We start from the raw sequence: 22,577 nt of genomic DNA on the forward strand, positions 1-22,577 counted from the left end.
AGTATAGGGACGAACCCCCTTCGCCCGTCCGCATCGGCCGAGGGTTCGCCGTCAGCGTCGACGTTCATCGCCTAGACTCCTTGGGCAAACCGTTCGTCTCGTTAGAGGACTCATGACCGCAGCCGTTGACATCCGCCCCGACACGTCACCCCGGGGCTTCCGTCGCAAGGCTCGGGCGTACGTCGCCCTCACGAAGCCCCGCGTGATGGAGCTCCTGCTCGTCACCACGGCGCCGACGATGTTCCTGGCCCAGGGGGGCATCCCCAACCTGTGGCTCGTCGCCGCGACGCTGATCGGTGGGGCGCTGAGCGCCGGCTCGGCCTCGGCCTTCAACTGCTACATCGACCGCGACATCGACCGCATCATGAAGCGGACGCAGGGTCGACCGCTCGTGACCGGCGAGGTCAGCGACCGCGAGGCGTTGATCTTCTCGTACGTGGTCGGCGTCGCGTCGATCGTCTGGCTCGGCCTGACGGTCAACCTGCTCTCGGCGGCGCTGTCGCTCGGGGCGATCCTCTTCTACGTCGTCGTGTACACGCTCTGGCTGAAGCGCCGCACGCCGCAGAACATCGTGTGGGGCGGCATCGCCGGGTGCATGCCGGTGCTCATCGGCTGGGCCGCCGTCACGAACGACCTGTCCTGGTCGGCCGTCATTCTCTTCATGGTCATCTTCCTCTGGACGCCGCCGCACTACTGGCCACTGTCGATGAAGTACCGCGACGACTACGCCGCGGCCGACGTCCCCATGCTCGCCGTGGTGCGCGGCCGGTCGATCGTCGGCCTGCAGGTGATCCTCTACGCCTGGGCCACCGTGGTCTGCTCCCTGATCCTCGTCCCCGTCGCCGGCATGGGCGTGCTCTACACCGTCGTGGCACTCGCGAGCGGGGCCTGGTTCGTCTGGGAGTCGCATCGGCTCTACAGCCGGGCCATCCAGCACGTCGCCGAGGTCCGTCCGATGCGCGTCTTCCACAGCTCCATCACGTACCTCACGCTCCTGTTCGTCGCCGTCGGGGTCGACCCCCTGCTGCCGTTCTGATCCCGTGAGGCCGTCCGACTGGACCGTCCGTCCGGCGCGCCCGGACGACCTCGAACAGCTGACCGCTCTCAAGCTCGTGGTGCTGCGACCCGAGTTCGAGAGGCTCGGCATCTGGAACCCGGCCCGCCACCGGGCTCGATTCGTCCGCGAGTACGTGGCCGACGAGACACGAGTCGTCGAAGGCGACCAGCGCCTCCTCGGCTGCATCGCGCTTCACCCGGACGGCGACACGACCTGGCTCCGTCACTTCTACCTGGTCGAGGAGGCGCGGGGCCACGGGATCGGGACGACCCTCCTCGCGCAGGCGATCGGCTCGGTCACCACGGGGTCGGTCACCCTCGACGTGCTCACGGGAAGCCGAGCAGTGTCGCTCTACGAGCGGACGGGCTTCGTCGTCGTCGAGCAGGACGACGTCGACACCGTCATGCGCCGGGGCTAGACCCCCCGTCGCCCGGGTCAGACGCGGGCGGCGGCCGCCTCGACGATCGGCTCGACCTCGTCGGGAGCCTGGTCGTTGCGCAGCGACAGCACCACGGCGGTCGTCGCGGCCACCAGCAGCGCGGCCAGGACCATGTGACTCCCCACGAGCAGGGGCGGCAGTCCGGAGCGCGCCTGGGTGATGCCGACGGCGATCTGGACGAGTTCGACGCCCAGCAGGGCCACGGGGAACCGACGGGGGAGGCCCGCCTGGACGGTCCAGGCGAGGACCGCCAGGGTGAGAGCGAGGGTCGCGTAGGCCGGCCAGCTGTGGACGTGGTCCATGATCGCCGGGTCGAGGCCGTTGCGGGGGGTCGCCGCATCGCCGGCGTGGGGGCCGGAGCCGGTCGTCAGGACGCCGACGATCACGGTCACGCCGACCACGGCGGCCGTCACGTGGACGAGTCGCGCATGACCACGCGGAGTGGCGGCGTGGTGCCCACGGGGCCCGCGGTACACGCGCCAGAGCAGGGTGGTGGTGAGGGCGACGAGGGCGATCGAGACGACGAAGTGTGCCCCGACGATGTACGGGTTCAGACCGGTGAGGACGGTGATCCCCCCGAGCACGGCCTGGAAGGGGATGCTCAGGCCCTGGACGAGGGTGAGCCAGAAGAAGTCGCGGCGGACCTTCCGCATCCGCAGCACGAAGAGGAAGGCGAGGATGACGACGAGCGTGAGCACGAAGGTCAGGAGGCGGTTGCCGAACTCGATGACCCCGTGGATGCCCATCTCGGGCGTGCTGACGAAGGAGTCGGCGGTGCAGCGTGGCCAGGTGGGGCAGCCGAGCCCCGATCCCGTGAGCCGCACCGCACCTCCCGTGCCGATCAGCAGCACCTGGCAGACGAACGACGCCCACGCGACGAAACGGACCCGGCGATCGACGGTCGTGGGGAGCCACGACCAGGCTCGGGTCAGGACTCCGGTGGCGCCCACCTGTGCGTTGCTCACGACTTGCTGCCTTTCGTCACTTTCGGCGGTCGGCCCTGTAGAATCAACGGGTTCAGGAACACGACCCGGCAGGGTGTCGACGGAGACATCCGAAGGACGTGAGATCCGCAGAAGCGGGACGCGGCCTTCATCAACAGTCTAAGCAACGCCACCTGACGTCTCGATCATGTCGAGCGTCGACGGACGGAGCGGCGACAGCCGACGTGTTCGACTCGCAGGGCGAGCAGCTGGGCCGCTCCACCACCCGGGGAATGCCGTTCGGCCGACCCGTGTTCGGTCCGGCAGAGAAAGAGGTAGTCATGTCAGACGTGTTGATCGATCGACCCGAGCTCGAGAGCCTGGGGCAGTACGAGTTCGGCTGGTCCGACTCCGACACCGCGGGCGCCTCGGCGCGCCGAGGGGTGTCACCCGAGGTCGTCACCGACATCTCGAACTTGAAGAGCGAACCCGAGTGGATGCTCAAGAACAGGCTCAAGGGCCTGACGCTGTTCGAACGCAAGCCCATGCCGACGTGGGGTGCCGACCTGTCGGGCATCGACTTCGACAACATCAAGTACTTCGTCCGGTCGACCGAGAAGCAGGCGACGACCTGGGACGAGCTGCCGGACGACATCAAGAACACCTACGAGAAGCTCGGCATCCCCGAGGCCGAGCGCAACCGCCTCGTCGCCGGCGTCGCCGCCCAGTACGAGTCCGAGGTGGTCTACCACCAGATCCGCGAGGACCTCGAGCAGCAGGGTGTCATCTTCATGGACACCGACACCGCGTTGCGCGAGCACCCCGAACTCTTCCAGGAGTACTTCGGCACGGTCATCCCGGCCGGCGACAACAAGTTCGCCGCACTGAACACCGCCGTGTGGTCGGGCGGCTCGTTCGTGTACGTGCCCAAGGGCGTCCACGTCGAGATCCCGCTCCAGGCGTACTTCCGCATCAACACCGAGAACATGGGTCAGTTCGAGCGGACGCTGATCATCGCCGACGAGGGCAGCTACGTCCACTACATCGAGGGCTGCACGGCCCCGATCTACAAATCGGACTCCCTGCACTCGGCCGTGGTCGAGATCATCGTGAAGAAGAACGCCCGAGTGCGGTACACGACGATCCAGAACTGGTCGAACAACGTGTACAACCTGGTCACCAAGCGGGCGATCGCGCACGAGGGCGCCACCATGGAGTGGATCGACGGCAACATCGGCTCGAAGGTGACGATGAAGTACCCGTCCATCTACCTGGTCGGTGAGCACGCCAAGGGCGAGACCCTGTCCGTGGCCTTCGCGGGCCCCGGTCAGCACCAGGACGCCGGCGCGAAGATGATCCACATGGCGCCTTACACGACGTCGTCCATCGTGTCGAAGTCGATCGCGCGAGGCGGCGGTCGCGCGGGTTACCGTGGCGAGGTGAGAGTCGACGAGGCCGCCCACCACGCGGCCAACACGGTCCGCTGTGACGCCCTGCTCGTCGACACGATCTCTCGTTCCGACACCTACCCCGCGATCGACATCCGCGTCGACGACGTCCAGCTCGGTCACGAGGCGACGGTGTCGCGGGTCAGCGAAGAGCAGCTCTTCTACCTCATGTCACGCGGCATGGCCGAAGACGAGGCCATGGCCATGATCGTCCGTGGCTTCATCGAGCCCATCGCCCGCGAACTCCCGATGGAGTACGCGCTCGAACTCAACAAGCTCATCGAGATGAGCATGGAAGGATCAGTCGGCTAGATGTCCGCCGCAGCACCCACCACCACACCAGAGTCCACCACCACGCCGGGCGTCCAGCACGGCGCGGGTGCCCACAGTGACGGCGGCTGGGGCCTCGTGCCCGTCCAGACGCGTTCCGAGCGGTTCACCTCGGTCGACCCCACGGCGTTCCCCGACGTGACCGGTCGCGAGGTGGACTGGAAGCTCAGTCCGGTGTCGCGCCTCCGTCCGTTGATCGACGGAGACCTCGACGGCTCGCCTTACGCCTACCTGGCCCGCGAGACGCCCGGCGCGACCGTCGAATGGGTCGACCGGTCCGACTCCCGTGTCGGCACGGCGGGCACTCCCGAGGACAAGGCCGCCGCCAACGCGTGGTCGAGCGTCGAGAAGGTGCTCGTCGTGACCCTCGACGGCGACGAACCGTCGGCCATCACCATCGGCCGCTCGGGCCTCGACCGTGAACCACGGGCGGGTCATACGCTGATCCACGCCAAGGCCAACAGCCAGTCCATGGTCGTCCTCCGCAACACCGGATCGGCCCAGCTGGTCGAGAACGTCGAGATCGTCGTGGACGAGGGCGCGCACCTCACCGTCGTCACGCTCCAGGAGTGGGACGACGACGCCGTGCACGTCGCGAGCCACCACGCCCGGATCGGGCGCGACGCCCAGCTGAAGCACTTCGTCGTCAGCCTGGGTGGCTCGGTCGTCCGGGTCAACCCGTCGGCCCACCTGGCCGAGCAGGGCGCGGACGCCGAGCTCTATGGCGTGTACTTCGCGGACGCCGGTCAGCACCTCGAACAGCAGGTGTACGTGAACCACGACGCCCCCAAGACGCGGAGCCGGGTGAACTACAAGGGCGCCCTGCAGGGTGCCGGTGCCCGCACGGTGTGGATCGGCGACGTCCTGATCGGTCGGACGGCACCAGGCACCGACAGCTACGAGCAGAACCGCAACCTGGTGCTGAGCGAGGGCACGCGCGCCGACTCGATCCCGAACCTCGAGATCGAGACCGGCGACATCGAAGGCGCCGGTCACGCCAGCGCGACGGGTCGCTTCGACGACGAGCACCTCTTCTACCTCCAGTCGCGCGGCATCTCCGAGCACGAGGCGCGTCGCCTCGTCGTCCTCGGATTCCTCGTCGAGGTCATCCAGAAGATCGGGGACGCCGACCTGCAGGCCCGCCTCGTGGACGCCATCGAGGTCGAACTGGCCGCGGGCGAGGCGACCTCGACCGAGACGATCGCCTGATGGCGACGAAGGTCTGCGGCGTCGACGACGTCAGCCCCTCCCAGGCCCATCGCGTCGTCGTCGACGGCGTCGCGATCGCCGTCGTGAAGGACAGCGCCGGCACGATCCACGCCATCGGCGACACCTGCACCCACGGCGACATCTCGCTCTCCGAGGGCTTCGTCGAGGACGACACCCTCGAATGCTGGGCCCACGGCTCGAAATTCGAGCTCACCACCGGCAAGCCGCTCACGCTGCCCGCCTACGAACCCGTACCGGTCTTCTCGGTCTCCGTCATCGACGGCGAGGTGTACGTCGACACCACCTCGACCTCCACCGACGCCGCACAGTAAAGGAACAGAACGCATGTCCACTCTCGAGATCCGTGACCTCAAGGTCAGCATCGACACCGACGCCGGCCCCAAGCCCATCCTCAAGGGCGTCGACCTCACCATCAACGAGGGCGAGATCCACGCCGTCATGGGCCCCAACGGCTCGGGCAAGTCGACGCTCGCCTACACGATCGCCGGCCACCCCCGCTACAACGTCGACGGCGGATCGATCCTGCTCGACGGTCGCGAGGTGCTCGAGATGAGCGTCGACGAGCGTGCCAAGGCGGGCCTCTTCCTCGCCATGCAGTACCCCGTCGAGATCCCCGGCGTCACGGTCTCGAACTTCCTCCGGACGGCCAAGACGGCCCTGGACGGAGAGGCCCCCGCGATCCGCGGCTGGATCAAGGACCTCCGCGAGTCGATGACCGCCCTCAAGATGGACTCGGCCTTCGCCGAGCGCAACGTCAACGAGGGTTTCTCGGGTGGCGAGAAGAAGCGCCACGAGATCATGCAACTCGAACTGCTTAAGCCGAAGTTCGCCGTCCTCGACGAGACCGACTCCGGTCTGGACGTCGACGCCCTCAAGATCGTGTCCGAGGGTGTCAACCGCGCGAAGGCCAACACCGGCCTCGGTCTGTTGCTCATCACGCACTACACGCGCATCCTCCGTTACATCAAGCCCGACTTCGTCCACGTCTTCGTCGACGGCCACGTCGCCGACGAGGGCGGCCCCGAGCTGGCCGACCGTCTCGAGAACGAGGGCTACGACCGGTACGTGACGGCAGCCGCCGCCGAGGCCGCCGCGACCTCGGCGGTCTGACCATGGCCGTCGCACTCAGCCCCGAGAAGTTCGACCAGACCATCGAGGCCCTGAAAGAGGTCGTCGACCCCGAGCTGGGCGTCAACATCGTCGACCTCGGTCTCATCTACGACCTGGCGATGGACGAAGAGCACGAGAACGCCCTCATCATCAGCATGACGCTCACGAGCGCAGGCTGCCCGTTGACGGACGTCATCGAGGGCGACACGGCCAACGCCCTCGACGGGGTCGTGGACGCGTTCCGCATCAACTGGGTGTGGATGCCGCCGTGGGGCCCCGACCGCATCACGGACGACGGACGCGACATGATGCGAGCCATCGGGTTCTCCATCTGAGAGTCGCCCGACGACGACACGACGAAGCCCCGCCCCTCCGAGAGGGGCGGGGCTTCGTCGTCGCGTCCCTCGCCGGGCACGCCGAGGGAGCGGGAGGCAGCTAGTCGCCGATGCGCTTCAGAGCACGCCAGGCGAGGGGCAGGGCCGCCGCCGCGATCAGCCACTTGGCGATCCCGCCCACGATGAACGGGTACAGACCGGCGGCGAGGACGCTCGGCAGGTCGTTCGGCAGGCCCAGCGATCCGAGCACGACGGCCAGGTAGGGGAGGCCCACGGCGAAGGGGATCAGGCTCGCGAGGAAGAACGCGGCGGCAGAACGCCACCATTGCTTGTCCCACTCGCGCTCGGAGAGCCAGCCGATGACGGCAGCCGCCAGGACGAATCCGATGACGAAGCCGAAGCTCGGCTTGAGGACGCTGAGGGGACCGCCCGAGAACTCGGCGAAGATCGGCAGGCCGGCGACTCCCAGCACGAGGTAGGTGGCCAACGACAGCGCCCCTCGACGGGCCCCGAGGGAGGCGCCGACGAGCATGACGCCGAGCGTCTGTCCCGTGACGGGCACCGGCCAGAGCGGCACCTGGACCTGCGCGAGCGCCGAGACGACGGCGACTCCACCGAGGACGAGGGCCACGTCGGCGGCGGCGCCCCGGGCCACCAGACGGTCGGCGAGGACCGGCCGTGAGGTCGATGCGGCAGTGTTCGTCATGGGGACTCCTAGAATGGGTAGGTTGATCGGCCGAGCGGCTGGTCGGCAGCGCAGTGCTGCGACCCTCTCCACACGACGTCCCCATCTTATGGGCGGCCCCCTTCCGGGCCCCGTTGTGGACTCCTCACCAATCGATTGGACATCTGCTGTGCTCTCCGTGCACGATCTCGAGATCCGCGTCGGCGCGCGCCTCCTCATGGCCGACGTCTCGTTCCGGGTCGACCGGGGCGACAAGATCGGCCTCGTCGGCCGCAACGGCGCCGGCAAGACGACCATGACCAAGACGCTGGCCGGCGAGACCCTCCCGACGGGTGGCAAGATCGAACGCACCGGTGAGATCGGCTACCTGCCGCAGGACCCCCGCAGCGGCAACCCCGAGGACCTCGCCCGGACGCGCATCCTCGACGCCCGAGGTCTCGGCCAGTTGCTGCTCGGCATCCAGGAGGCGACCCTGGCCATGGGCGACCCCGACCCCGCCGTCGCCGCCCGCGCCATGAAGCGCTACGGCGACCTCGACGACCAGTTCAACGCGCTCGGCGGGTACGCGGCCGAGGCCGAGGCGGCGTCCATCGCGAGCAACCTCAGCCTGCCCGATCGCATCCTCGACCAGCCCCTGTCGACGTTGTCGGGTGGTCAGCGCCGGCGCATCGAACTGGCCCGCATCCTCTTCTCGGCCGCCGACACGATGATCCTCGACGAGCCGACGAACCACCTCGACGCCGATTCGGTCGTCTGGCTGCGCGAGTACCTGAAGACCTACCAGGGCGGTGTCATCGTCATCAGCCACGACATCGAACTCGTCGAGGAGGTCGTCAACCGCGTCTTCTACCTGGACGCCAACCGGCAGGCGATCGACGTCTACAACATGGGATGGCGGAACTACCAGCGACAGCGCGCCGCCGACGAGGAGCGCCGCAAGAAAGAGCGCTCGAACGCCGAGAAGCAGGCCTCGGCCCTGCAGAAGCAGGCGGCCCGGTTCGGCGCCAAGGCGTCCAAGGCCGCTGCGGCACACCAGATGGTGGCACGGGCCGAGAAGCTCCTCTCCGGCCTCGACGAGGTCCGCGCTGTCGACCGCGTGGCGAAGCTGCGCTTCCCGACGCCGGTCGCGTGCGGCAAGACGCCGCTGATGGCCTCGAACCTCTCGAAGAGCTACGGTTCCCTCGAGATCTTCACGGCCGTGGACCTCGCCATCGACCGTGGCTCGAAGGTCGTCATCCTGGGCCTGAACGGTGCGGGCAAGACGACCCTGCTCCGCATCCTCGCCGGGGTCGACGCTCCCGACACCGGGCAGCTCGAGCCGGGCCACGGGCTGCGGGTCGGCTACTACGCCCAGGAGCACGAGACGATCGACGTCAAGCGCAGCGTCCTCGAGAACATGGTGTCCTCCTCTCCGAACATCACCGAGATGGAGGCGCGACGCGTGTTGGGCTCGTTCCTCTTCACGGGCGACGACTCGGCGAAGCCGGCCGGCGTGCTGTCCGGCGGCGAGAAGACCCGCCTGGCGCTGGCCATGATCGTCGTCTCGGGGGCGAACGTCCTGCTGCTCGACGAGCCCACCAACAACCTCGACCCCGCGAGCCGACTCGAGATCCTCGACGCCCTGAGCAACTACGAGGGGGCCGTCGTCCTGGTGAGCCACGACGAGGGCGCCGTCGAGGCCCTGAACCCCGAGCGCGTGCTGATCATGCCCGAAGGCACCGAGGACCACTGGACCCCGGACTACTCCGACCTGATCAACCTGGCCTGACCCGGGCACCGGCCCAAGCCCCAGGCCCCAGGCTCCCGGCCCTGGGTGCCGTGGGGCCCCGGTCCACCCGGGCCCGGCCGGCGGTCCGGTCAGCGGTGAGCGCCGTCCAGGATCTCGTCCTCGACGTCGTTGTCGTGGCGGGGTCGGGCGTCACGACGGCGCTGGCGTTCTGCCTCGCGTTCGACGAGTTCGTCGTCGTCCGCGTTCTGGTTGCGGTACTCCTGGCGGAACACGTAGAACAGGAACCCGAACGCACCGACCGCGAACATGAGCCACTGGACGAAGTACGACAGGTTCAGACCGGTGTCGATCTCGGGCTTCGTGGACGGCACGGGTGCCGTGGCCGGCGCGGGGCTCTCGCTGACGACCAGACCGTAGGCGCTCGAGTAGACGGGCTGCCCGACTCGCGATTCGACCTCGCTGAGTTGGATGGTCGCGATCTGGTTCGTCCCGGGGACGCCCGTGCGGTCGCCCAGTGCCGGCTCGCCCGGCTTCAGGCGTGCGACCACGGTGACGTCGCCCGAAGGAGGCGCGGGCACGACGTCGGGGGAGTCCTGGGCGTTGCCGGTGGGTACCCAACCGCGGTCCACCACGAAGACGTCGCCCTGGGTGGTGCGGAACGGGACGAGGACCTCGAAGCCGGGTTGGCCGTTGAGCGGACGGTTGCGGACCAGCAACTCGTCGTCGGTGAGGTAGCGCCCCGTCATCTCGACCGGTTGCCACTCCTGGGCCGCGTCGTAGGACGACAGTTCGGGCAGGGCCTGGTGGAGGGGGACCGGGTCGGCGTCGTAGGTCTGCTCGAGCTGGTGCACGACCGCGAGCTTCTCGTCGTGTCGGGACCACTGCCAGTGCGCGAGGAACACGCAGATGATCGCGAACGCGACGGCGACGGCGAGGTAGCCCAGCCATCTGCGTGAGAGGGCGAAGCGGATGTTCGTCACCGCGCCTCCGTTCCGACCTGTTCGACGACCTCTGACACCCCCGTCACGACGACCGGGAAGTCACGTGCCGCGAGGAACTCGCGCAGGAAGTCGACGTGCTCGTCGCATGCCGACCACACCTTGACCCGGTCGATGCCGTGGATCTTGGGGTTGCGCCAGTGGACATTATGCCGTGCCTCGGCTCGACACGAGGCGCGAGAGCACTGGACGCCGACGGGATCGAGACCGAGCATCAGACGGTGCGCCGATCGTGGTCGGGCTCGCCGGGGACGTCGTCGGACGGGTCGGCGGGGCCCGCAGGACCGGCGTCGCCGTCGACCACCGTCGGTCGGAACGGCGCCTGGGGCTCGCGGTACAGCTCGATGCCGCCGGGGCTCTCGACCGCGTCGCCGGACTCGTGACCGACGTTGGCGAACACCACGGCGATGTACGGGATGACGACGGCACCGATGACGGGCAACAACGTCCACCACCCGAGGGGGAAGACGAAGCACAGGGCGATGCAGACCAACCTGATGCCCATCGCCACCAGGTACTTGACCATGCGGGAGTGCCGGTCGTCGGTGGGGGAGGGGGGCAGGGACGTGATCGTGTTCGAGGCCTTCACGGGGCACACCTCGATGTCGGGAGGAGGGTGGACGCACCACGGACGGGTGCCGGATCGATCTCGGGGACCAGACGTCCGGGGGACCGCCTCGATCCTAAGACCCGGGTCCGACAGTAGGCTGGTCGGCGGCCTGCCGATCACAGGTTCGCCGTGAGTCCGCCGCACCGAGCGGTGGCCGTCGAGATCGCCCCCGAGGAGACCACCCATGACCACGCCCCGCACCGTCCTCGTCACCGGCGGCAACCGAGGCATCGGCTTCGCCATCGCGGAGGAGTTCGTCGCCCAGGGACACCGCGTCGCCGTCACCGCCCGGAGCGGTCAGGGCCCCGAGGGCACGCTGACCGTCGTCGCCGACGTCACCGACGCCGCCTCGATCGACGCGGCCTTCAGCACCGTCGAGGCCGAGCTCGGCCCGGTCGAGGTCGTCGTGGCCAACGCCGGGATCACGAAGGACGGTCTGCTCATGCGCATGACCGAGGACGACTTCACCTCCGTCGTCGACACGAACCTCGGTGGGGCCTTCCGCGTCGTGAAGCGGGCGTCCAAGGGCATGCTCAAGGCCCGGTTCGGCCGCATCGTGCTCGTGTCGAGCGTGGTCGGCCTCTACGGCGGACCGGGTCAGGCCAACTACGCGGCCTCGAAGGCGGGCCTCGTCGGCTTCGCCCGCTCCCTGACCCGCGAGCTCGGTGCCCGCGGCATCACCGCCAACGTGGTGGCCCCCGGCTTCGTCGAGACCGACATGACCGCCGTCCTGCCCGAGGCTCAGCAGGCCGAGTACAAGAAGAGCATCCCCGCCGGCCGGTACGGCACGACGGCCGAGGTCGCGAAGACGATCACGTGGCTCGCGGGCGACGACGCCGCCTACATCTCGGGTGCCGTGATCCCCGTCGACGGCGGCCTCGGCATGGGCCACTAGGCCCACCGGCCAGGAGGCGCGGGTCGACCGCCGTCGGGTGCCCGCCTCCTCCGGTGGCTCAGCCCCGGAGCCCGAGCAGGGGCAGCACCTGGGACAGGTCGTTCGTCCCGACGACCACGTCGGCTCGCTCCCGGACCCGCGGCTTGGCGTTGAACGCCACCGAGAGCCCTGCCACGGCCATCATCTCGAGGTCGTTGGCGCCGTCGCCGACCGCGACGGTGTGCGCGAGGTCGACCCGCGCCTCCTCGGCCCATCCGCGAAGAGCGGCGGCTTTGGCGTGCGCATCGATCACGGGCCCGCAGACCCGTCCGGTCAGCCTGCCCCCACGGAGCTCGAGGCGGTTGGCCCGGCGGAAGTCGAGCCCCAGGTCGTCCGCGAGCGGGTCGAGGGTCTCGTGGAACCCACCGGACACGACGCCCACCAGACCGTCGGCGGCATGGACGCCGTCGACGAGTTCACGGACGCCGCGGGTCGGAGTGAGGTGCGCTCGGACCTCGGCGAGGACCGACTCGGGCAGACCCTCGAGGGTCGCGACGCGCTCGGCGAGACTCGCGGCGAAGTCCAGCTCGCCGGCCATGGCCCGGGAGGTCACGTCCTCGACGTGCGCCCGGGAGCCGGCCGCGTCGGCGAGGAGTTCGATGACCTCGTCCTCGATGAGGGTGGAGTCGACGTCGAGGACGATGAGGAAACGCGGCACGCCGACAGCCTAGGGCCGCCGACGCACCGCGCCGCTCGTGTGACTCCGGGCGTCTACTGGTCGACCCGGACGCCCTTGCCGACCACCGTGATGCCGGAGGGCGTGACGGTGAACCCGCGGGCCCGGTCGGCCTCGGGATCGACGCCGACGGACGCGCCGGCCGCGATGACGACGTCCTTGTCGAGGATCGCCCGGTTGACGACGGCGTTCGGGCCGACGTGGGCCCGCTCGAAGACCACGGAGTCGACGACCCGCGAGCCGCTGTCGAGGGTGCACCATGGCCCCAGGACGCTGCGCTCCACGTGCGCTCCCGAGAGCAACGAGCCGAGCGACACGATCGAGTCGATCGTCGTGCCGAGGTTGCCGTGGCCGTCGCGGACGAACTTCGCGGGGGGCGAGTTGAGCTGCTGGCTGAAGATCGGCCAGTCGGTGTTGTAGAGGTTGAAGATCGGCAGGGCCGAGATCAGGTCGCGGTGCGCGTCGTAGAACGAGTCGATGGTGCCGACGTCGCGCCAGTAGTAGCGGTCGCGCTCAGTCGACCCGGGCACCTCGTTGCGGTTGAGGTCGTACACCGCCGCGTCGCCCCGGGAGACGAAGTCGGGGACGATGTCCCCGCCCATGTCGTGGTTGGAGTCGGGCTTCTCGCCGTCGCGCAGCACGGCGTCGATCAGGACGTCCGCGTCGAAGACGTAGTTGCCCATCGACGCGAGGATCTCGTCGGGGGAGTCCGGCAGGCCCGTGGCGTCGGTCGGCTTCTCGAGGAACCGGCCGATGCGGGTCGGGTCGTCCGAGTCGACCTCGATCACGCCGAACTGGTCGGCCAGCGAGATGGGCTGACGGATGGCGGCGACGGTGACCCCGGCGCCCGAGGCGATGTGCGCCTCGATCATCTGCGAGAAGTCCATGCGGTAGACGTGGTCGGCACCCACCACGACGACGATGTCGGGCTTCTCGTCACGCAGGAGGTTCAGGCTCTGCAGGATCGCGTCGGCGCTGCCGGCGAACCATCGCTTGCCGAGCCGCTGCTGTGCCGGGACCGAGGCGACGTAGGCACCCAGCAGGCCCTCGATGCTCCAGGTCTGCGACACGTGGCGGTCGAGGCTGTGCGACTTGTACTGGGTCAGGACGACGATCTGCCGGAGACCCGAGTTGATCAGGTTCGACAGGGCGAAGTCGATGAGACGGTAGTTGCCACCGAACGGGACAGCGGGTTTCGCGCGGTCGGCGGTCAGCGGCATCAGGCGTTTGCCCTCGCCACCAGCCAGGACGATGCCGAAGATCTTCTTTGATGCCATGGGGCCAGAATGGCACGATTCGCGGTCGCACGACTACGGTGAACCACGTGCGAGTCGATGTCATCACCAAGGAATACCCGCCCAACGTCTACGGGGGAGCGGGCGTCCACGTCGTCGAACTCGTCAAGGCCCTGCGTCAGGGCGTCGAGGTGCAGGTCCGTGCCTTCGGCGAGGTCGACCCCGAACCCGACACGACCGGGTACCCCGACCTGCCCCAGCTCGACCAGGCCAACGCCACGCTGCGCACCCTCGGCGTGGACGTCAGCATGGCCCAGGACGTGGCCGGAGCCGACGTCGTCCACAGCCACACCTGGTACGCGAACGCGGCCGGCCAGTTGGCCCAGATGCTGCACGGGGTCCCGCACGTCCTGACGGCCCACAGCCTCGAACCGCTCCGACCCTGGAAGGCCGAACAGCTCGGAGGCGGTTACCGCGTCTCGAGCTGGATCGAGCGTCAGGCCTACGAGACCGCCGACCGCGTCATCGCGGTCAGCGACGGGATGCGCCGCGACATCCTGCGCTCCTACCCGTCGATCGACGAGTCGAAGGTCCAGGTCGTCTACAACGGGATCGACCTCGACGGCTGGAAGCGCGTCGACGACGCCGAGCTGGTCCGCAGCCTGGGCATCGATCCCGACCGCCCCTCCGTCGTCTTCGTCGGTCGCATCACCCGCCAGAAGGGCCTGCCGTACCTGCTGCGCGCGGCCAAGCTGCTGCCGGCCGACGTGCAGCTCGTGCTCTGCGCCGGCGCGCCGGACACCCCCGAGATCATGGCCGAGGTCACGGGTCTCGTCCGAGAGTTGCAAGAGGAGCGCACCGGTGTCGTGTGGATCGACACCGTGCTGCCCCGTCACCAGCTCAGTGCGGTGCTGAGCGCCGCCACCACCTTCGTCTGCCCCTCGGTGTACGAACCCCTCGGCATCGTCAACCTCGAGGCGATGGCCTGCGGCGTCCCCGTCGTCGGGTCCGACACGGGCGGCATCCCCGAGGTCGTCGCGGACGGTCTGACGGGCCGGATCGTGCCCCTCGACCAGGTGCAGGACGGCACCGGCACCCCGGTCGACCCCGACCGCTTCGTGGCCGACCTGGCGGCCACCCTCACCGAGGTCGTCTCCGACCCGGCACTCGCCCGCCTCATGGGACGAGCCGGCCGCATGAGGGCCGAAGAAGAGTTCTCGTGGTCGCGGATCGCCGAGCAGACGCTGGGGATCTACGAGGGCCTGCTCAACTAGGCTGAGGACCATGCCTACCGTCCTGCAGCTCACCGATGTCTCGATCGTCCGAGGCGGCACAGCCGTCGTCGACAAACTGACCTGGACGGTCGACTCCGACGAGCGCTGGGTCGTGCTCGGCCCGAACGGTGCCGGCAAGACGAGCCTGCTGCAGGTCGCCGCCGCGCAGAGCCACCCGTCCTCGGGCGAGGCCAGCATCCTCGGCGCCGACCTCGGCTCCGTCGACCTGTTCGACCTGCGGCCACGCATCGGCTTCGCCTCGACGGCCATCGCCCGGCGCATCCCGGCGAAGGAGAAGGTCGTCGACGTCGTCCTGACGGCCGCCTACTCGGTCACCGGGCGCTGGAACGAAGAGTACGAGGGCGTCGACGTCCGTCGGGCGCACCGCGTTCTCGACGAGTGGAAGCTCGACCACCTCTCGGACCGTACCTTCGGCGAGCTGAGCGACGGCGAGCAGAAGCGCGTCCAGATCGCCCGCTCGGTCATGACCGACCCCGAGTTGCTGCTGCTCGACGAGCCGGCCGCGAGCCTCGACCTCGGCGCCCGCGAAGAACTGCTGCAGATGCTTTCGGGCTACGCCTCGTCCGAGGGCGCTCCGGCCATCGTCATGGTGACCCACCACGTCGAGGAGATCCCCAAGGGATTCACGCACGCCCTGCTGCTCGACCACGGCTCCGTCGTGGCCGCCGGTCCGCTCGACGAGGTCATCACGGCCGAGACCCTCGGCGCCACGTTCGGCGTCGAACTGCGGGTCGAGTCCGACGGGGGTCGGTACTCGGCCCGCGCCGCGGGCTGAACCGCGCCTCCTACGATCCGGGCCGTCGGTCTGGTATCGTTGACAGCTGGCCCGCAGCGATGCTGCACGCGCCTCCTGAACTCACCATCATCACTCGTTCGCTAGACCTAGGACAATCATGAAGACCGACATCCACCCCGAGTACAAGCAGATCGTCTTCCGGGACCTCGCGTCGGGCGCCACGTTCCTCACGCGCTCCACGACGACCAGCGACAAGACCATCGAGCTCGACGGTGAGACCTACCCGGTCATCGACGTCGAGATCTCGTCCGAGTCGCACCCGTTCTACACGGGCAAGCAGCGCATCCTCGACTCGGCCGGTCGCGTCGAGAAGTTCAACTCGCGCTACAAGAACTTCGGCAAGTAGGCCACAGCCCACACGCCCGAAAGAGGCGGCCCACTTCGGTGGGCCGCCTTTCTCGTGCGCCCGGGTGAGGGTGCCCGACCGAGAAGGTGCACGTCGTGTGACACCGCGGCGCAGGAGGCGCGGGCGAGCCCAGGAGACGGAGGAGCGGGCGAGCCCAGGAGGCGCAGTGGAGCGTTTGTACTCAGGCGAACGGCAGTGGGCGGTGCGGCCAGTCACCGTGAGCGGTGAAGGTGGGGTCTTTCGCACGGCGCATGTACTGCTGGAAGCTCTCGGCCTGGGTCGAGCACCACCCGACCTGGAGGTCGTGCAACTCGGTCACGGGCACGTCGAGGCGATCGGGATACCGCTTGGCCATCGCCTGGGCGACACGGCCGGCGGCGATCGCGTCGGCCCCGGCGTCGTGGGCGTCGTCGAGCGAGACGCCGTAGACGGCCGCGGCGGCCTCGAGGGTGCGTTTGCCCTTGCGGTAGGTGTCGACGGCCTTGTCGATGACGAGCGGATCGACGACGCAGCCGATCTCGCCCACCTCGCCGAGAGGTTCGACACCGTGGCGGCGGGCCTCACGGTCGAGCAGCGTGAGGTCGTAGGGCGCGTTGTAGACGACCAACGGCACGCCGCGGGCGAAGACGGCACGGATGGCCGCGACGATCTCGGCCACGACCTCGGCGGCCGGTCGCCCCTCGGCTCGGGCTCGCTCGGTCGAGATGCCGTGGACGGCGCTGGCCTGCTCGGGGATCTCGACGCCCGGATCGGCCAACCACTCGCCGTGTGCGACCGTCGCACCGGTGGCGTCGATCAGGCCGACGTGCGCGGTGACGATCCGGGCCGTCTCGACGTCGATGCCCGTCGTCTCGAGGTCGAAGACGCCGAGGGCCTGCCACCAGGCGGCCGGCGGCTCGCCCACGGCCGCGAGGTCGGGGGCGGTGCCGGTCGTGTCGGTGTCAGTCACTCTGTGAGCTTAGGAGGCGCCACCGACAGCGGGTGCCGCCGCCACGGGCACGTCGCCGACGTGCAGCCAGAAGAACGCCTGCGTGCCGAGGGTCAGGGTGACCTTGCCCTCGTCGTCGAACGAGGGGAACTGCGCTCCGCCGAAGAGGTCGACCAACGTGCGCCCGGCGAACTGCGGGGCCACGATGTCGACCGAGGTCGGGTTGTGACCGAACGAGAAGACGCAGAGGATGTCCTCGGCCGAGTCGCCGAACTGCGTGCCGGCCCCCTCGTAGGACCGGACGAACGACAGGACGGACTCCTGGTTCGTCTCGAGCACCTCGAGGGTGCCGAGGCCGAAGGTCGGGTGGGCCTTGCGCACGTGGATGACGTTGCGGACCCAGTGCAGCAGCGACCGCGACTGCGCCAGCTGGCTCTCGACGTTGACCAGGTTGTAGTTGTAGACGAGCGACTGGACGACGGGCAGGAAGAGCTTGCCCGGGTCGGCGGTCGAGAAGCCGGCGTTGCGGTCGGGCGTCCACTGCATCGGCGTGCGGGACGAGTCGCGGTCCGGCAGCCAGATGTTGTCGCCCATGCCGATCTCGTCGCCGTAGTACAGGAACGGACTGCCGGGCAGCGAGAAGAGCAGCGCGTGGACGAGTTCGAGTTCGGCGCGCGAGTTGTCGAGCAGAGGAGCGAGACGACGACGGATGCCGATGTTCGAGCGCATGCGGGGGTCGTACGCGTACCAGCCGTACATCGCCTGCCGGTACTCCTCGCTGACCATCTCGAGGGTGAGCTCGTCGTGGTTGCGGAGGAAGACGGCCCAGGCCGCGCCCGGGGGCACTTCGGTCGTCTCGGAGAGGATGCGCTTGAGCTCGTCGGCGCTCTGGGCGCGCAGCGAGTAGAAGATGCGGGGCATGACCGGGAAGTCGAAGGCCATGTGGCACTCCGGCTCGTCCTCGGTGCCGAAGAACGCCGCCGTCTCGGCGGGCCACTGGTTCGCCTCCGCGATGAGCACGCGACCCGGGAACTCCTCGTCGACCATGGCGCGCAGACGCTTGATGAACTCGTGCGTGGCCGGTTCGCCCTCGCCGTTGCCCTCTTCGGTCTCGAACAGGTACGGGATCGCGTCGAGGCGGAGCCCGTCGACGCCCATCGCCAGCCAGTGACGGACGACGTCGAAGACCGCTTCCTGGACGGCGGGGTTCTCGAAGTTGAGGTCGGGCTGGTGCGAGAAGAAGCGGTGGAAGAAGAACTGACGACGCACCGGGTCGAACGTCCAGTTCGACTCTTCGGTGTCGACGAAGATGACGCGGATGTTCGAGTACTCGTCGTCGGTGTCGCGCCAGACGTAGAAGTCGCCGTAGGGGCCCTCGGGGTCTTCGCGGCTCTGTTGGAACCACTCGTGCTGGTCGCTGGTGTGGTTGAGCACCATGTCGATGACGATGCGCATGTCGCGCTCGTGCGACTTCGTGACCAGGTCGCGGAACTCGTCGAGGGTGCCGAACTCGGGCAGGATCGCCTTGTAGTCCTGGATGTCGTACCCGCCGTCGCGCAGGGGCGACTGGAAGAACGGCGGCAGCCAGAGGGCGTCGACGCCGAGCCACTGCAGGTAGTCGAGGCGGGTGAGCAGACCCTGGAGGTCGCCCGCCCCGTCCCCGTTGCTGTCGACGAACGACCGCACCATCACCTCGTAGAACACCGCACGGCGGTGCCAGTTGGGGTCGAGGGTCAGTCCGGGCTGCTGGATCGGGGCAGTGAAGCTCACCCGCCCACCCTACGGGCGCGCGCCCCGGGACGCGCACTCCGACCAGCGCGTCGCTCGTAGACTCGGGCTCGTGATCGTCCGACCCCCGCGCGTGAAGTCGCCCTACCGTGCCCGCCTCGACGCCCGACCGGTGCGCGACGACGCCGTCGAGGTCGCCGGCAGCCTCACCCGCTACTGGACGTACGAGCCTCCCGAGGGGCAGGAGGCGCGGGTCACCGTCGTCGCGGTGCACGGCTTCCGGGGCGACCACCACGGTCTCGAACCGGTCGTGGCGCACCTCGACCACGCGAGGGTGGTCATGCCCGACCTGCCGGGCTTCGGCGAGTCGACCCCGCTCGACGGCGAGCACAGCGTCGCGGCGTACGCGCGCTGGCTGACCGCGTTCGTGGCGACCCTCTCGCTCGGTGACGACGTCGTGGTGCTGGGGCACTCGTTCGGCTCGATCGTCACGGCGGCCGCGGTGGCCGACGGGCTCCGCGCCTCCCGGTTGATCCTGGTCAACCCGATCGCCGCCCCCGCCCTGCAGGGCCCGCGCGGCGTGGTCACGCGTCTGGCCGTCTTCTACTACTGGGCCGGCGCGGCCCTGCCCGAACGTGCCGGTCAGCAGGTGCTGCAGAACGCGGCCGTGACGAGGTTCACCAGCCTCGCCATGGTCAAGACCCACGACCGGGCCCTGCGCCGGTGGATCCACGACCAGCACGACAGCTTCTTCTCGCGGTTCTCGGACCGTCGCGTGGTGCTCGACGCGTTCCGCGCATCGGTCTCGAGCGACGTGAGCACGTACGCTGCCCGCGTCACCGTCCCCACCCTCCTCGTCGCCGCCGACCGCGACGACATCACCGCCCTGCCCGCCCAGCACCGACTGCAGGCGCTCTTCCCCGACGCCACGCTCGACGTGATCGAGGGCGTGGGCCACCTGATCCACTACGAGAAGCCGCGCCAGGCCGCCGCCGCGATCGAGGCCTTCGTCCGATGAAGATCGTCGTAGACTGCCGCTACGTCCGCGTCGGACGCCACGACGGCATCAGCCGCTTCAGCGCCGGCGTGGTGTCGGCGCTGGCCGAGCGCCACGAGGTGACGATGCTGGTCAGCGACCCCCGCCAGCTCCACGCGTTGCCCGACGCACCACACCTGCTCGTCAGCGCGCCCACGAGCGTCCTCGAGCCGCTCGTGGCCCGGCAGGTGAACGCGCTGCGCCCCGACGTCGTCTGGTCGCCCATGCAGACCATGGGTTCCGCCGGACGCCGGTACCCGCTCGTCCTGACCCTGCACGACCTGATCTACTACACGAACCGCACGCCGCCACCCGAGTTCGCCTGGCCGATCAAGCTGCTCTGGCGGCTGTACCACCTGGCCTGGTGGCCGCAGCGGGTGCTCCTGAACCGGGCCGACGCCGTCGTCACCGTGAGCCGCACGACGCGGGACGAGATGCGTCGCCACCGCCTGACCCGGCGTCCCGTGACGGTGGTGTACAACGCGGCCGACCCGGTCGACCCCGTCGAGCCCCGCACCGCGCCGGCGAGCCGCGACCTCGTCTACATGGGGTCGTTCATGCCGTACAAGAACGTGGCCGCGCTGGCCAGGGCACTGCCGTTGCTCGACGGGTACCGACTGCACCTGATGAGCCGGGTGTCCGGGGCCGAGCGCGCCTCCTTGACGGCCCTGGCACCCGCCGGGTCGTTGGTCTTCCACGACGGGGCGAGCGACGACGAGTACCGCGAGACCCTGCTGGGGGCGACGGCCGTCGTGACGGCCTCGCGCGCCGAGGGCTTCGGCATCCCGCTCGTCGAGGGCATGGCCCTCGGCACGCCGGCCGTGGTCAGCGACATCCCGATCTTCCGCGAGATCGGCGGAGACGCGGCGCTCTACTTCGACCCGTCGTCGCCCGCGTCGATCGCCGCGGCCGTCCGACGACTCGAGGGCGAGTGGGAGGCGCGCTCGGCCGCGTCGGTCGAGCAGGCCGCCCGGTTCAGCTGGCGTGACTCGGCCGACGTGCTGCTGCGCCTGCTGGCCGACGTCGCCGCAGCGGGCGGCCACCGGCGTCGACGCCCGGGACGCTGACCCACCGGCGGCCGGGTCCGGCGGCTCAGGCCGGTTCGGCCGCGTCGCGCTCGAGGGGGTTCTGGTACTCGAACGAGTAGGTGCCGGCGCGTTCGGACTCGACCTCGATCGGGTCGTCGAACTCCCGCAGCGTCAAGGCGTCGCCCGTGAACTCGAACGAGTGGACGGACCCGTTGCGGATGGGCACTCCCAGGTGCGCGTCGGTGTCGGGGGAGACATGGTTCACGACCGCCCGGATGACCGCGCCGTGCGTCGCGACGACCACGGACGAGCCGTCGCCGTGCCGTGCCGCGATCGCGGCGAGGGCGGGCAGCACCCGTGCGACGAGGGCCCCGCGGCTCTCACGACCGGGCACCGGGGTGCCGTGGGGGAACCGTGCCTCGACCTGCTCGCCGGTCAGCCCCTCGGCGTCGCCGTAGCGACGCTCGGCGACCTCGGGGACGAGCTCGGGCGCGGCCAGGCCCAGGCGCTCGGCGATGATGGACCCGGTCTCGGCCGCGCGCGACAGAGGGCTGGCGACGACGGCGTCGAACCGACGCCGGGCGAGCAGGTCGCCGGTCTCTCGGGCCTGCGACCGACCGAGGTCGTTCAGGGGGATGTCGGTGGAGCCCTGGATGCGTCGGGCGCGGTTCCAGTCGGTCTCGCCGTGGCGGACCAGGTACAAGAGCGTCATCGTTCCTCCGGTGGGCACGGCCCGGGGGTCAGGCGCCCAGGTGCTCGGCCAGGGCCGCCAGGGTCTCCGACGTGCCGGCGTCCAGCTTAACCGTGGCCCGCGAGTCGCCCTTGGTGACGCCGCGGTTCAGGACGACCACGGGCAGCTTGCGACGCGTCGCCTGGTCGAGCAGGCGGATGCCGCTGTTGACGACGAGCGAGGAGCCGGCGACGAGCAGCGCCTCGGCGCCGACGACCATCGAGCGCGCCTCGGCGAACCGCTCGGTGGGCACGAACTCTCCGAAGAACACGACGTCGGGTTTGAGCAGGCCGCCGCACACCGTGCAGGTCGGCACGACGAACGCGTCGATGTCGTGCACCTCGACGTCGCCGTCCGGGGCGAGCCGCACCTGGTCGGGCTCGTCGATCCAGGGGTTCTCGGCGGCGAGGCGGGCCGCCACCATGTCGCGGGCGAACGCCTGCCCGCAGGTGAGGCAGACGACGCGGTCGACGGTGCCGTGCAGGTCGACGACCCGGCGCGACCCGGCGCGGACGTGCAGGTTGTCGACGTTCTGGGTGATGACGCCGTTCGTGACGCCGGCGGCCTCGAGCCGGGCCAGCGCCCGGTGCCCCTCGTTGGGCCCGGCGGCACGGAAGGACTTCCAGCCGAGGTGGCTGCCGGCCCAGTAGCGCTTGCGGTAGCTCTCGCTCGAGAGGAACTGCTGGAAGGTCATGGGGTTGCGGGGCGGAGCGCCCTCGCCCCGGTAGTCGGGGATGCCCGAGTCGGTGCTGACCCCCGCCCCGGTGAGCACGGCCACGCGGCGCCCGCGGAGGGCCTCGACCGCGGCCTCGAGGGCCTGCTCGTCGGTGGGGGCCGCGGGGGCGTTCGACACGGGTGGGGCTCCTTCGGGTGCGGTGACGCTAGCCTAAACGCGTCCCCCTCCGATTCGATTCCAGCGGTCGCCCGTCCGCCGGGGCCGTCCCCCGTGGA

At 69.5% G+C, this 22,577-nt stretch carries 25 protein-coding genes; 14 read left to right on the top strand and 11 right to left on the bottom strand.

What is annotated here, in order from left to right:
* The first annotated feature begins 112 nt into the window (after positions 1-112).
* Together IFT36_RS00470 and IFT36_RS00475 are read left to right on the top strand one after the other, a co-directional pair.
* Positions 113-1,036 (top strand): heme o synthase, encoded by a 924-nt coding sequence (locus IFT36_RS00470; RefSeq protein ID WP_123570072.1) that lies wholly within the window; start codon positions 113-115, stop codon positions 1,034-1,036.
* 4 nt (positions 1,037-1,040) lie between these two features.
* Complete coding sequence (locus IFT36_RS00475) at positions 1,041-1,475, top strand: GNAT family N-acetyltransferase (protein WP_200412174.1); 435 nt, start codon at positions 1,041-1,043, stop codon at positions 1,473-1,475.
* A gap of 17 nt (positions 1,476-1,492) precedes the next feature.
* Here the strand turns inward: IFT36_RS00475 and IFT36_RS00480 are convergent, their stop codons facing one another.
* Positions 1,493-2,461, bottom strand: coding sequence for a COX15/CtaA family protein (locus IFT36_RS00480; RefSeq protein ID WP_307784982.1), 969 nt, complete (start codon positions 2,459-2,461; stop codon positions 1,493-1,495).
* A gap of 299 nt (positions 2,462-2,760) precedes the next feature.
* Between IFT36_RS00480 and sufB the strand changes: the two genes are divergently transcribed.
* Genes sufB through IFT36_RS00505 form a run of 5 tightly spaced genes read left to right on the top strand, consistent with a single transcriptional unit; the run spans position 2,761 to position 6,872 of the window.
* A complete protein-coding gene (sufB, locus tag IFT36_RS00485) occupies positions 2,761-4,179 on the top strand; it encodes a Fe-S cluster assembly protein SufB (RefSeq protein WP_056047429.1) in 1,419 nt (472 codons plus the stop codon).
* The gene (sufD, locus tag IFT36_RS00490; RefSeq protein WP_082460223.1) at positions 4,180-5,406 is read left to right on the top strand and encodes a Fe-S cluster assembly protein SufD; all 1,227 of its coding nucleotides are present in this window, start codon (positions 4,180-4,182) and stop codon (positions 5,404-5,406) included.
* Complete coding sequence (locus tag IFT36_RS00495; RefSeq protein ID WP_082460222.1) at positions 5,406-5,738, top strand: non-heme iron oxygenase ferredoxin subunit; 333 nt, start codon at positions 5,406-5,408, stop codon at positions 5,736-5,738. Before sufD ends, IFT36_RS00495 begins: the two co-directional genes overlap by 1 nt.
* Before the next feature lie 13 nt (positions 5,739-5,751).
* A complete protein-coding gene (gene sufC / locus IFT36_RS00500; RefSeq protein ID WP_056045210.1) occupies positions 5,752-6,537 on the top strand; it encodes a Fe-S cluster assembly ATPase SufC in 786 nt (261 codons plus the stop codon).
* Positions 6,538-6,539: 2 nt separating this feature from the next.
* Positions 6,540-6,872, top strand: a complete 333-nt coding sequence (locus tag IFT36_RS00505; RefSeq protein WP_043594998.1) for a metal-sulfur cluster assembly factor — start codon at positions 6,540-6,542, stop codon at positions 6,870-6,872.
* Between the two features lie 100 nt (positions 6,873-6,972).
* On the opposite strand, the gene IFT36_RS00510 is transcribed toward IFT36_RS00505, so the two are convergent.
* Positions 6,973-7,578, bottom strand: a complete 606-nt coding sequence (locus IFT36_RS00510; protein WP_173150851.1) for a biotin transporter BioY — start codon at positions 7,576-7,578, stop codon at positions 6,973-6,975.
* A gap of 148 nt (positions 7,579-7,726) precedes the next feature.
* On the opposite strand from IFT36_RS00510, the gene IFT36_RS00515 reads away from it, so the two are divergent.
* A complete protein-coding gene (locus IFT36_RS00515; RefSeq protein ID WP_200412175.1) occupies positions 7,727-9,325 on the top strand; it encodes an ABC-F family ATP-binding cassette domain-containing protein in 1,599 nt (532 codons plus the stop codon).
* Positions 9,326-9,414: 89 nt separating this feature from the next.
* Here IFT36_RS00515 and IFT36_RS00520 read toward each other — a convergent pair whose 3' ends face one another.
* Genes IFT36_RS00520 through IFT36_RS16275 form a run of 3 tightly spaced genes read right to left on the bottom strand, consistent with a single transcriptional unit; the run spans position 9,415 to position 10,873 of the window.
* Positions 9,415-10,266, bottom strand: a complete 852-nt coding sequence (locus tag IFT36_RS00520; protein ID WP_159826604.1) for an SURF1 family cytochrome oxidase biogenesis protein — start codon at positions 10,264-10,266, stop codon at positions 9,415-9,417.
* Positions 10,263-10,499, bottom strand: coding sequence for a hypothetical protein (locus IFT36_RS00525; protein WP_056045199.1), 237 nt, complete (start codon positions 10,497-10,499; stop codon positions 10,263-10,265). Before IFT36_RS00525 ends, IFT36_RS00520 begins: the two co-directional genes overlap by 4 nt.
* On the bottom strand, positions 10,499-10,873 hold the full coding sequence (locus IFT36_RS16275) for a DUF3099 domain-containing protein (RefSeq protein WP_236556971.1): 375 nt from the start codon (positions 10,871-10,873) through the stop codon (positions 10,499-10,501). The genes IFT36_RS00525 and IFT36_RS16275 overlap by 1 nt, the downstream gene beginning before the upstream one ends.
* Before the next feature lie 205 nt (positions 10,874-11,078).
* Here IFT36_RS16275 and fabG point away from each other — a divergent pair, with 205 nt between their 5' ends.
* Positions 11,079-11,789, top strand: a complete 711-nt coding sequence (fabG, locus tag IFT36_RS00535; protein WP_056045191.1) for a 3-oxoacyl-ACP reductase FabG — start codon at positions 11,079-11,081, stop codon at positions 11,787-11,789.
* 58 nt (positions 11,790-11,847) lie between these two features.
* On the opposite strand, the gene serB is transcribed toward fabG, so the two are convergent.
* Together serB and IFT36_RS00545 are read right to left on the bottom strand one after the other, a co-directional pair.
* Entirely contained in the window at positions 11,848-12,486 is a 639-nt protein-coding gene (serB, locus tag IFT36_RS00540) for a phosphoserine phosphatase SerB (RefSeq protein WP_200412176.1), read from the bottom strand.
* A gap of 53 nt (positions 12,487-12,539) precedes the next feature.
* Positions 12,540-13,781: a glucose-1-phosphate adenylyltransferase gene (locus IFT36_RS00545; RefSeq protein WP_054146106.1), complete on the bottom strand. Its 1,242-nt coding sequence runs from the start codon at positions 13,779-13,781 to the stop codon at positions 12,540-12,542.
* A gap of 47 nt (positions 13,782-13,828) precedes the next feature.
* On the opposite strand from IFT36_RS00545, the gene glgA reads away from it, so the two are divergent.
* From glgA to IFT36_RS00560, 3 genes are all read left to right on the top strand, one after another.
* Positions 13,829-15,013, top strand: coding sequence for a glycogen synthase (glgA, locus tag IFT36_RS00550; RefSeq protein ID WP_123570768.1), 1,185 nt, complete (start codon positions 13,829-13,831; stop codon positions 15,011-15,013).
* Between the two features lie 10 nt (positions 15,014-15,023).
* Entirely contained in the window at positions 15,024-15,809 is a 786-nt protein-coding gene (locus IFT36_RS00555) for an ABC transporter ATP-binding protein (protein ID WP_200412177.1), read from the top strand.
* 118 nt (positions 15,810-15,927) lie between these two features.
* Complete coding sequence (locus tag IFT36_RS00560) at positions 15,928-16,176, top strand: type B 50S ribosomal protein L31 (protein WP_043594989.1); 249 nt, start codon at positions 15,928-15,930, stop codon at positions 16,174-16,176.
* 181 nt (positions 16,177-16,357) lie between these two features.
* Here the strand turns inward: IFT36_RS00560 and IFT36_RS00565 are convergent, their stop codons facing one another.
* Together IFT36_RS00565 and treS are read right to left on the bottom strand one after the other, a co-directional pair.
* Positions 16,358-17,080 (bottom strand): 3'-5' exonuclease, encoded by a 723-nt coding sequence (locus IFT36_RS00565; protein ID WP_052505248.1) that lies wholly within the window; start codon positions 17,078-17,080, stop codon positions 16,358-16,360.
* A 54-nt stretch (positions 17,081-17,134) separates the two neighbouring features.
* Positions 17,135-18,874, bottom strand: a complete 1,740-nt coding sequence (gene treS / locus IFT36_RS00570; protein WP_200412178.1) for a maltose alpha-D-glucosyltransferase — start codon at positions 18,872-18,874, stop codon at positions 17,135-17,137.
* 70 nt (positions 18,875-18,944) lie between these two features.
* Between treS and IFT36_RS00575 the strand changes: the two genes are divergently transcribed.
* Together IFT36_RS00575 and IFT36_RS00580 are read left to right on the top strand one after the other, a co-directional pair.
* Positions 18,945-19,850 (top strand): alpha/beta fold hydrolase, encoded by a 906-nt coding sequence (locus tag IFT36_RS00575; protein WP_307784983.1) that lies wholly within the window; start codon positions 18,945-18,947, stop codon positions 19,848-19,850.
* Positions 19,847-20,935 carry a glycosyltransferase family 4 protein gene (locus IFT36_RS00580; RefSeq protein ID WP_200412179.1) on the top strand — a complete coding sequence of 363 codons (1,089 nt, stop codon included), beginning with the start codon at positions 19,847-19,849 and terminating at the stop codon, positions 20,933-20,935. The genes IFT36_RS00575 and IFT36_RS00580 overlap by 4 nt, the downstream gene beginning before the upstream one ends.
* A 25-nt stretch (positions 20,936-20,960) precedes the next feature.
* On the opposite strand, the gene IFT36_RS00585 is transcribed toward IFT36_RS00580, so the two are convergent.
* Positions 20,961-21,608: a histidine phosphatase family protein gene (locus tag IFT36_RS00585; protein WP_200412180.1), complete on the bottom strand. Its 648-nt coding sequence runs from the start codon at positions 21,606-21,608 to the stop codon at positions 20,961-20,963.
* A gap of 28 nt (positions 21,609-21,636) precedes the next feature.
* Positions 21,637-22,479 carry an NAD-dependent protein deacetylase gene (locus IFT36_RS00590; protein WP_056045171.1) on the bottom strand — a complete coding sequence of 281 codons (843 nt, stop codon included), beginning with the start codon at positions 22,477-22,479 and terminating at the stop codon, positions 21,637-21,639.
* Positions 22,480-22,577 lie beyond the last annotated feature (98 nt).

Origin of the sequence: Frigoribacterium sp. CFBP 13605, assembly GCF_014839405.1 — a bacterium.
GTDB lineage: Bacteria > Actinomycetota > Actinomycetes > Actinomycetales > Microbacteriaceae > Frigoribacterium.

What these genes read in the sequence shown, in the direction of transcription:
- IFT36_RS00510 (WP_173150851.1), bottom strand. Translation starts at nt 7,578, where the DNA reads ATGACGAACACTGCCGCATCGACCTCACGGCCGGTCCTCGCCGACCGT.
- IFT36_RS00495 (WP_082460222.1), top strand. Translation starts at nt 5,406, where the DNA reads ATGGCGACGAAGGTCTGCGGCGTCGACGACGTCAGCCCCTCCCAGGCC.
- sufB (WP_056047429.1), top strand. Translation starts at nt 2,761, where the DNA reads ATGTCAGACGTGTTGATCGATCGACCCGAGCTCGAGAGCCTGGGGCAG.
- IFT36_RS00545 (WP_054146106.1), bottom strand. Translation starts at nt 13,781, where the DNA reads ATGGCATCAAAGAAGATCTTCGGCATCGTCCTGGCTGGTGGCGAGGGC.
- IFT36_RS00580 (WP_200412179.1), top strand. Translation starts at nt 19,847, where the DNA reads ATGAAGATCGTCGTAGACTGCCGCTACGTCCGCGTCGGACGCCACGAC.
- IFT36_RS00560 (WP_043594989.1), top strand. Translation starts at nt 15,928, where the DNA reads ATGAAGACCGACATCCACCCCGAGTACAAGCAGATCGTCTTCCGGGAC.
- IFT36_RS00505 (WP_043594998.1), top strand. Translation starts at nt 6,540, where the DNA reads ATGGCCGTCGCACTCAGCCCCGAGAAGTTCGACCAGACCATCGAGGCC.
- IFT36_RS00470 (WP_123570072.1), top strand. Translation starts at nt 113, where the DNA reads ATGACCGCAGCCGTTGACATCCGCCCCGACACGTCACCCCGGGGCTTC.
- sufD (WP_082460223.1), top strand. Translation starts at nt 4,180, where the DNA reads ATGTCCGCCGCAGCACCCACCACCACACCAGAGTCCACCACCACGCCG.
- sufC (WP_056045210.1), top strand. Translation starts at nt 5,752, where the DNA reads ATGTCCACTCTCGAGATCCGTGACCTCAAGGTCAGCATCGACACCGAC.
- IFT36_RS00525 (WP_056045199.1), bottom strand. Translation starts at nt 10,499, where the DNA reads ATGCTCGGTCTCGATCCCGTCGGCGTCCAGTGCTCTCGCGCCTCGTGT.
- fabG (WP_056045191.1), top strand. Translation starts at nt 11,079, where the DNA reads ATGACCACGCCCCGCACCGTCCTCGTCACCGGCGGCAACCGAGGCATC.
- IFT36_RS00555 (WP_200412177.1), top strand. Translation starts at nt 15,024, where the DNA reads ATGCCTACCGTCCTGCAGCTCACCGATGTCTCGATCGTCCGAGGCGGC.
- IFT36_RS00585 (WP_200412180.1), bottom strand. Translation starts at nt 21,608, where the DNA reads ATGACGCTCTTGTACCTGGTCCGCCACGGCGAGACCGACTGGAACCGC.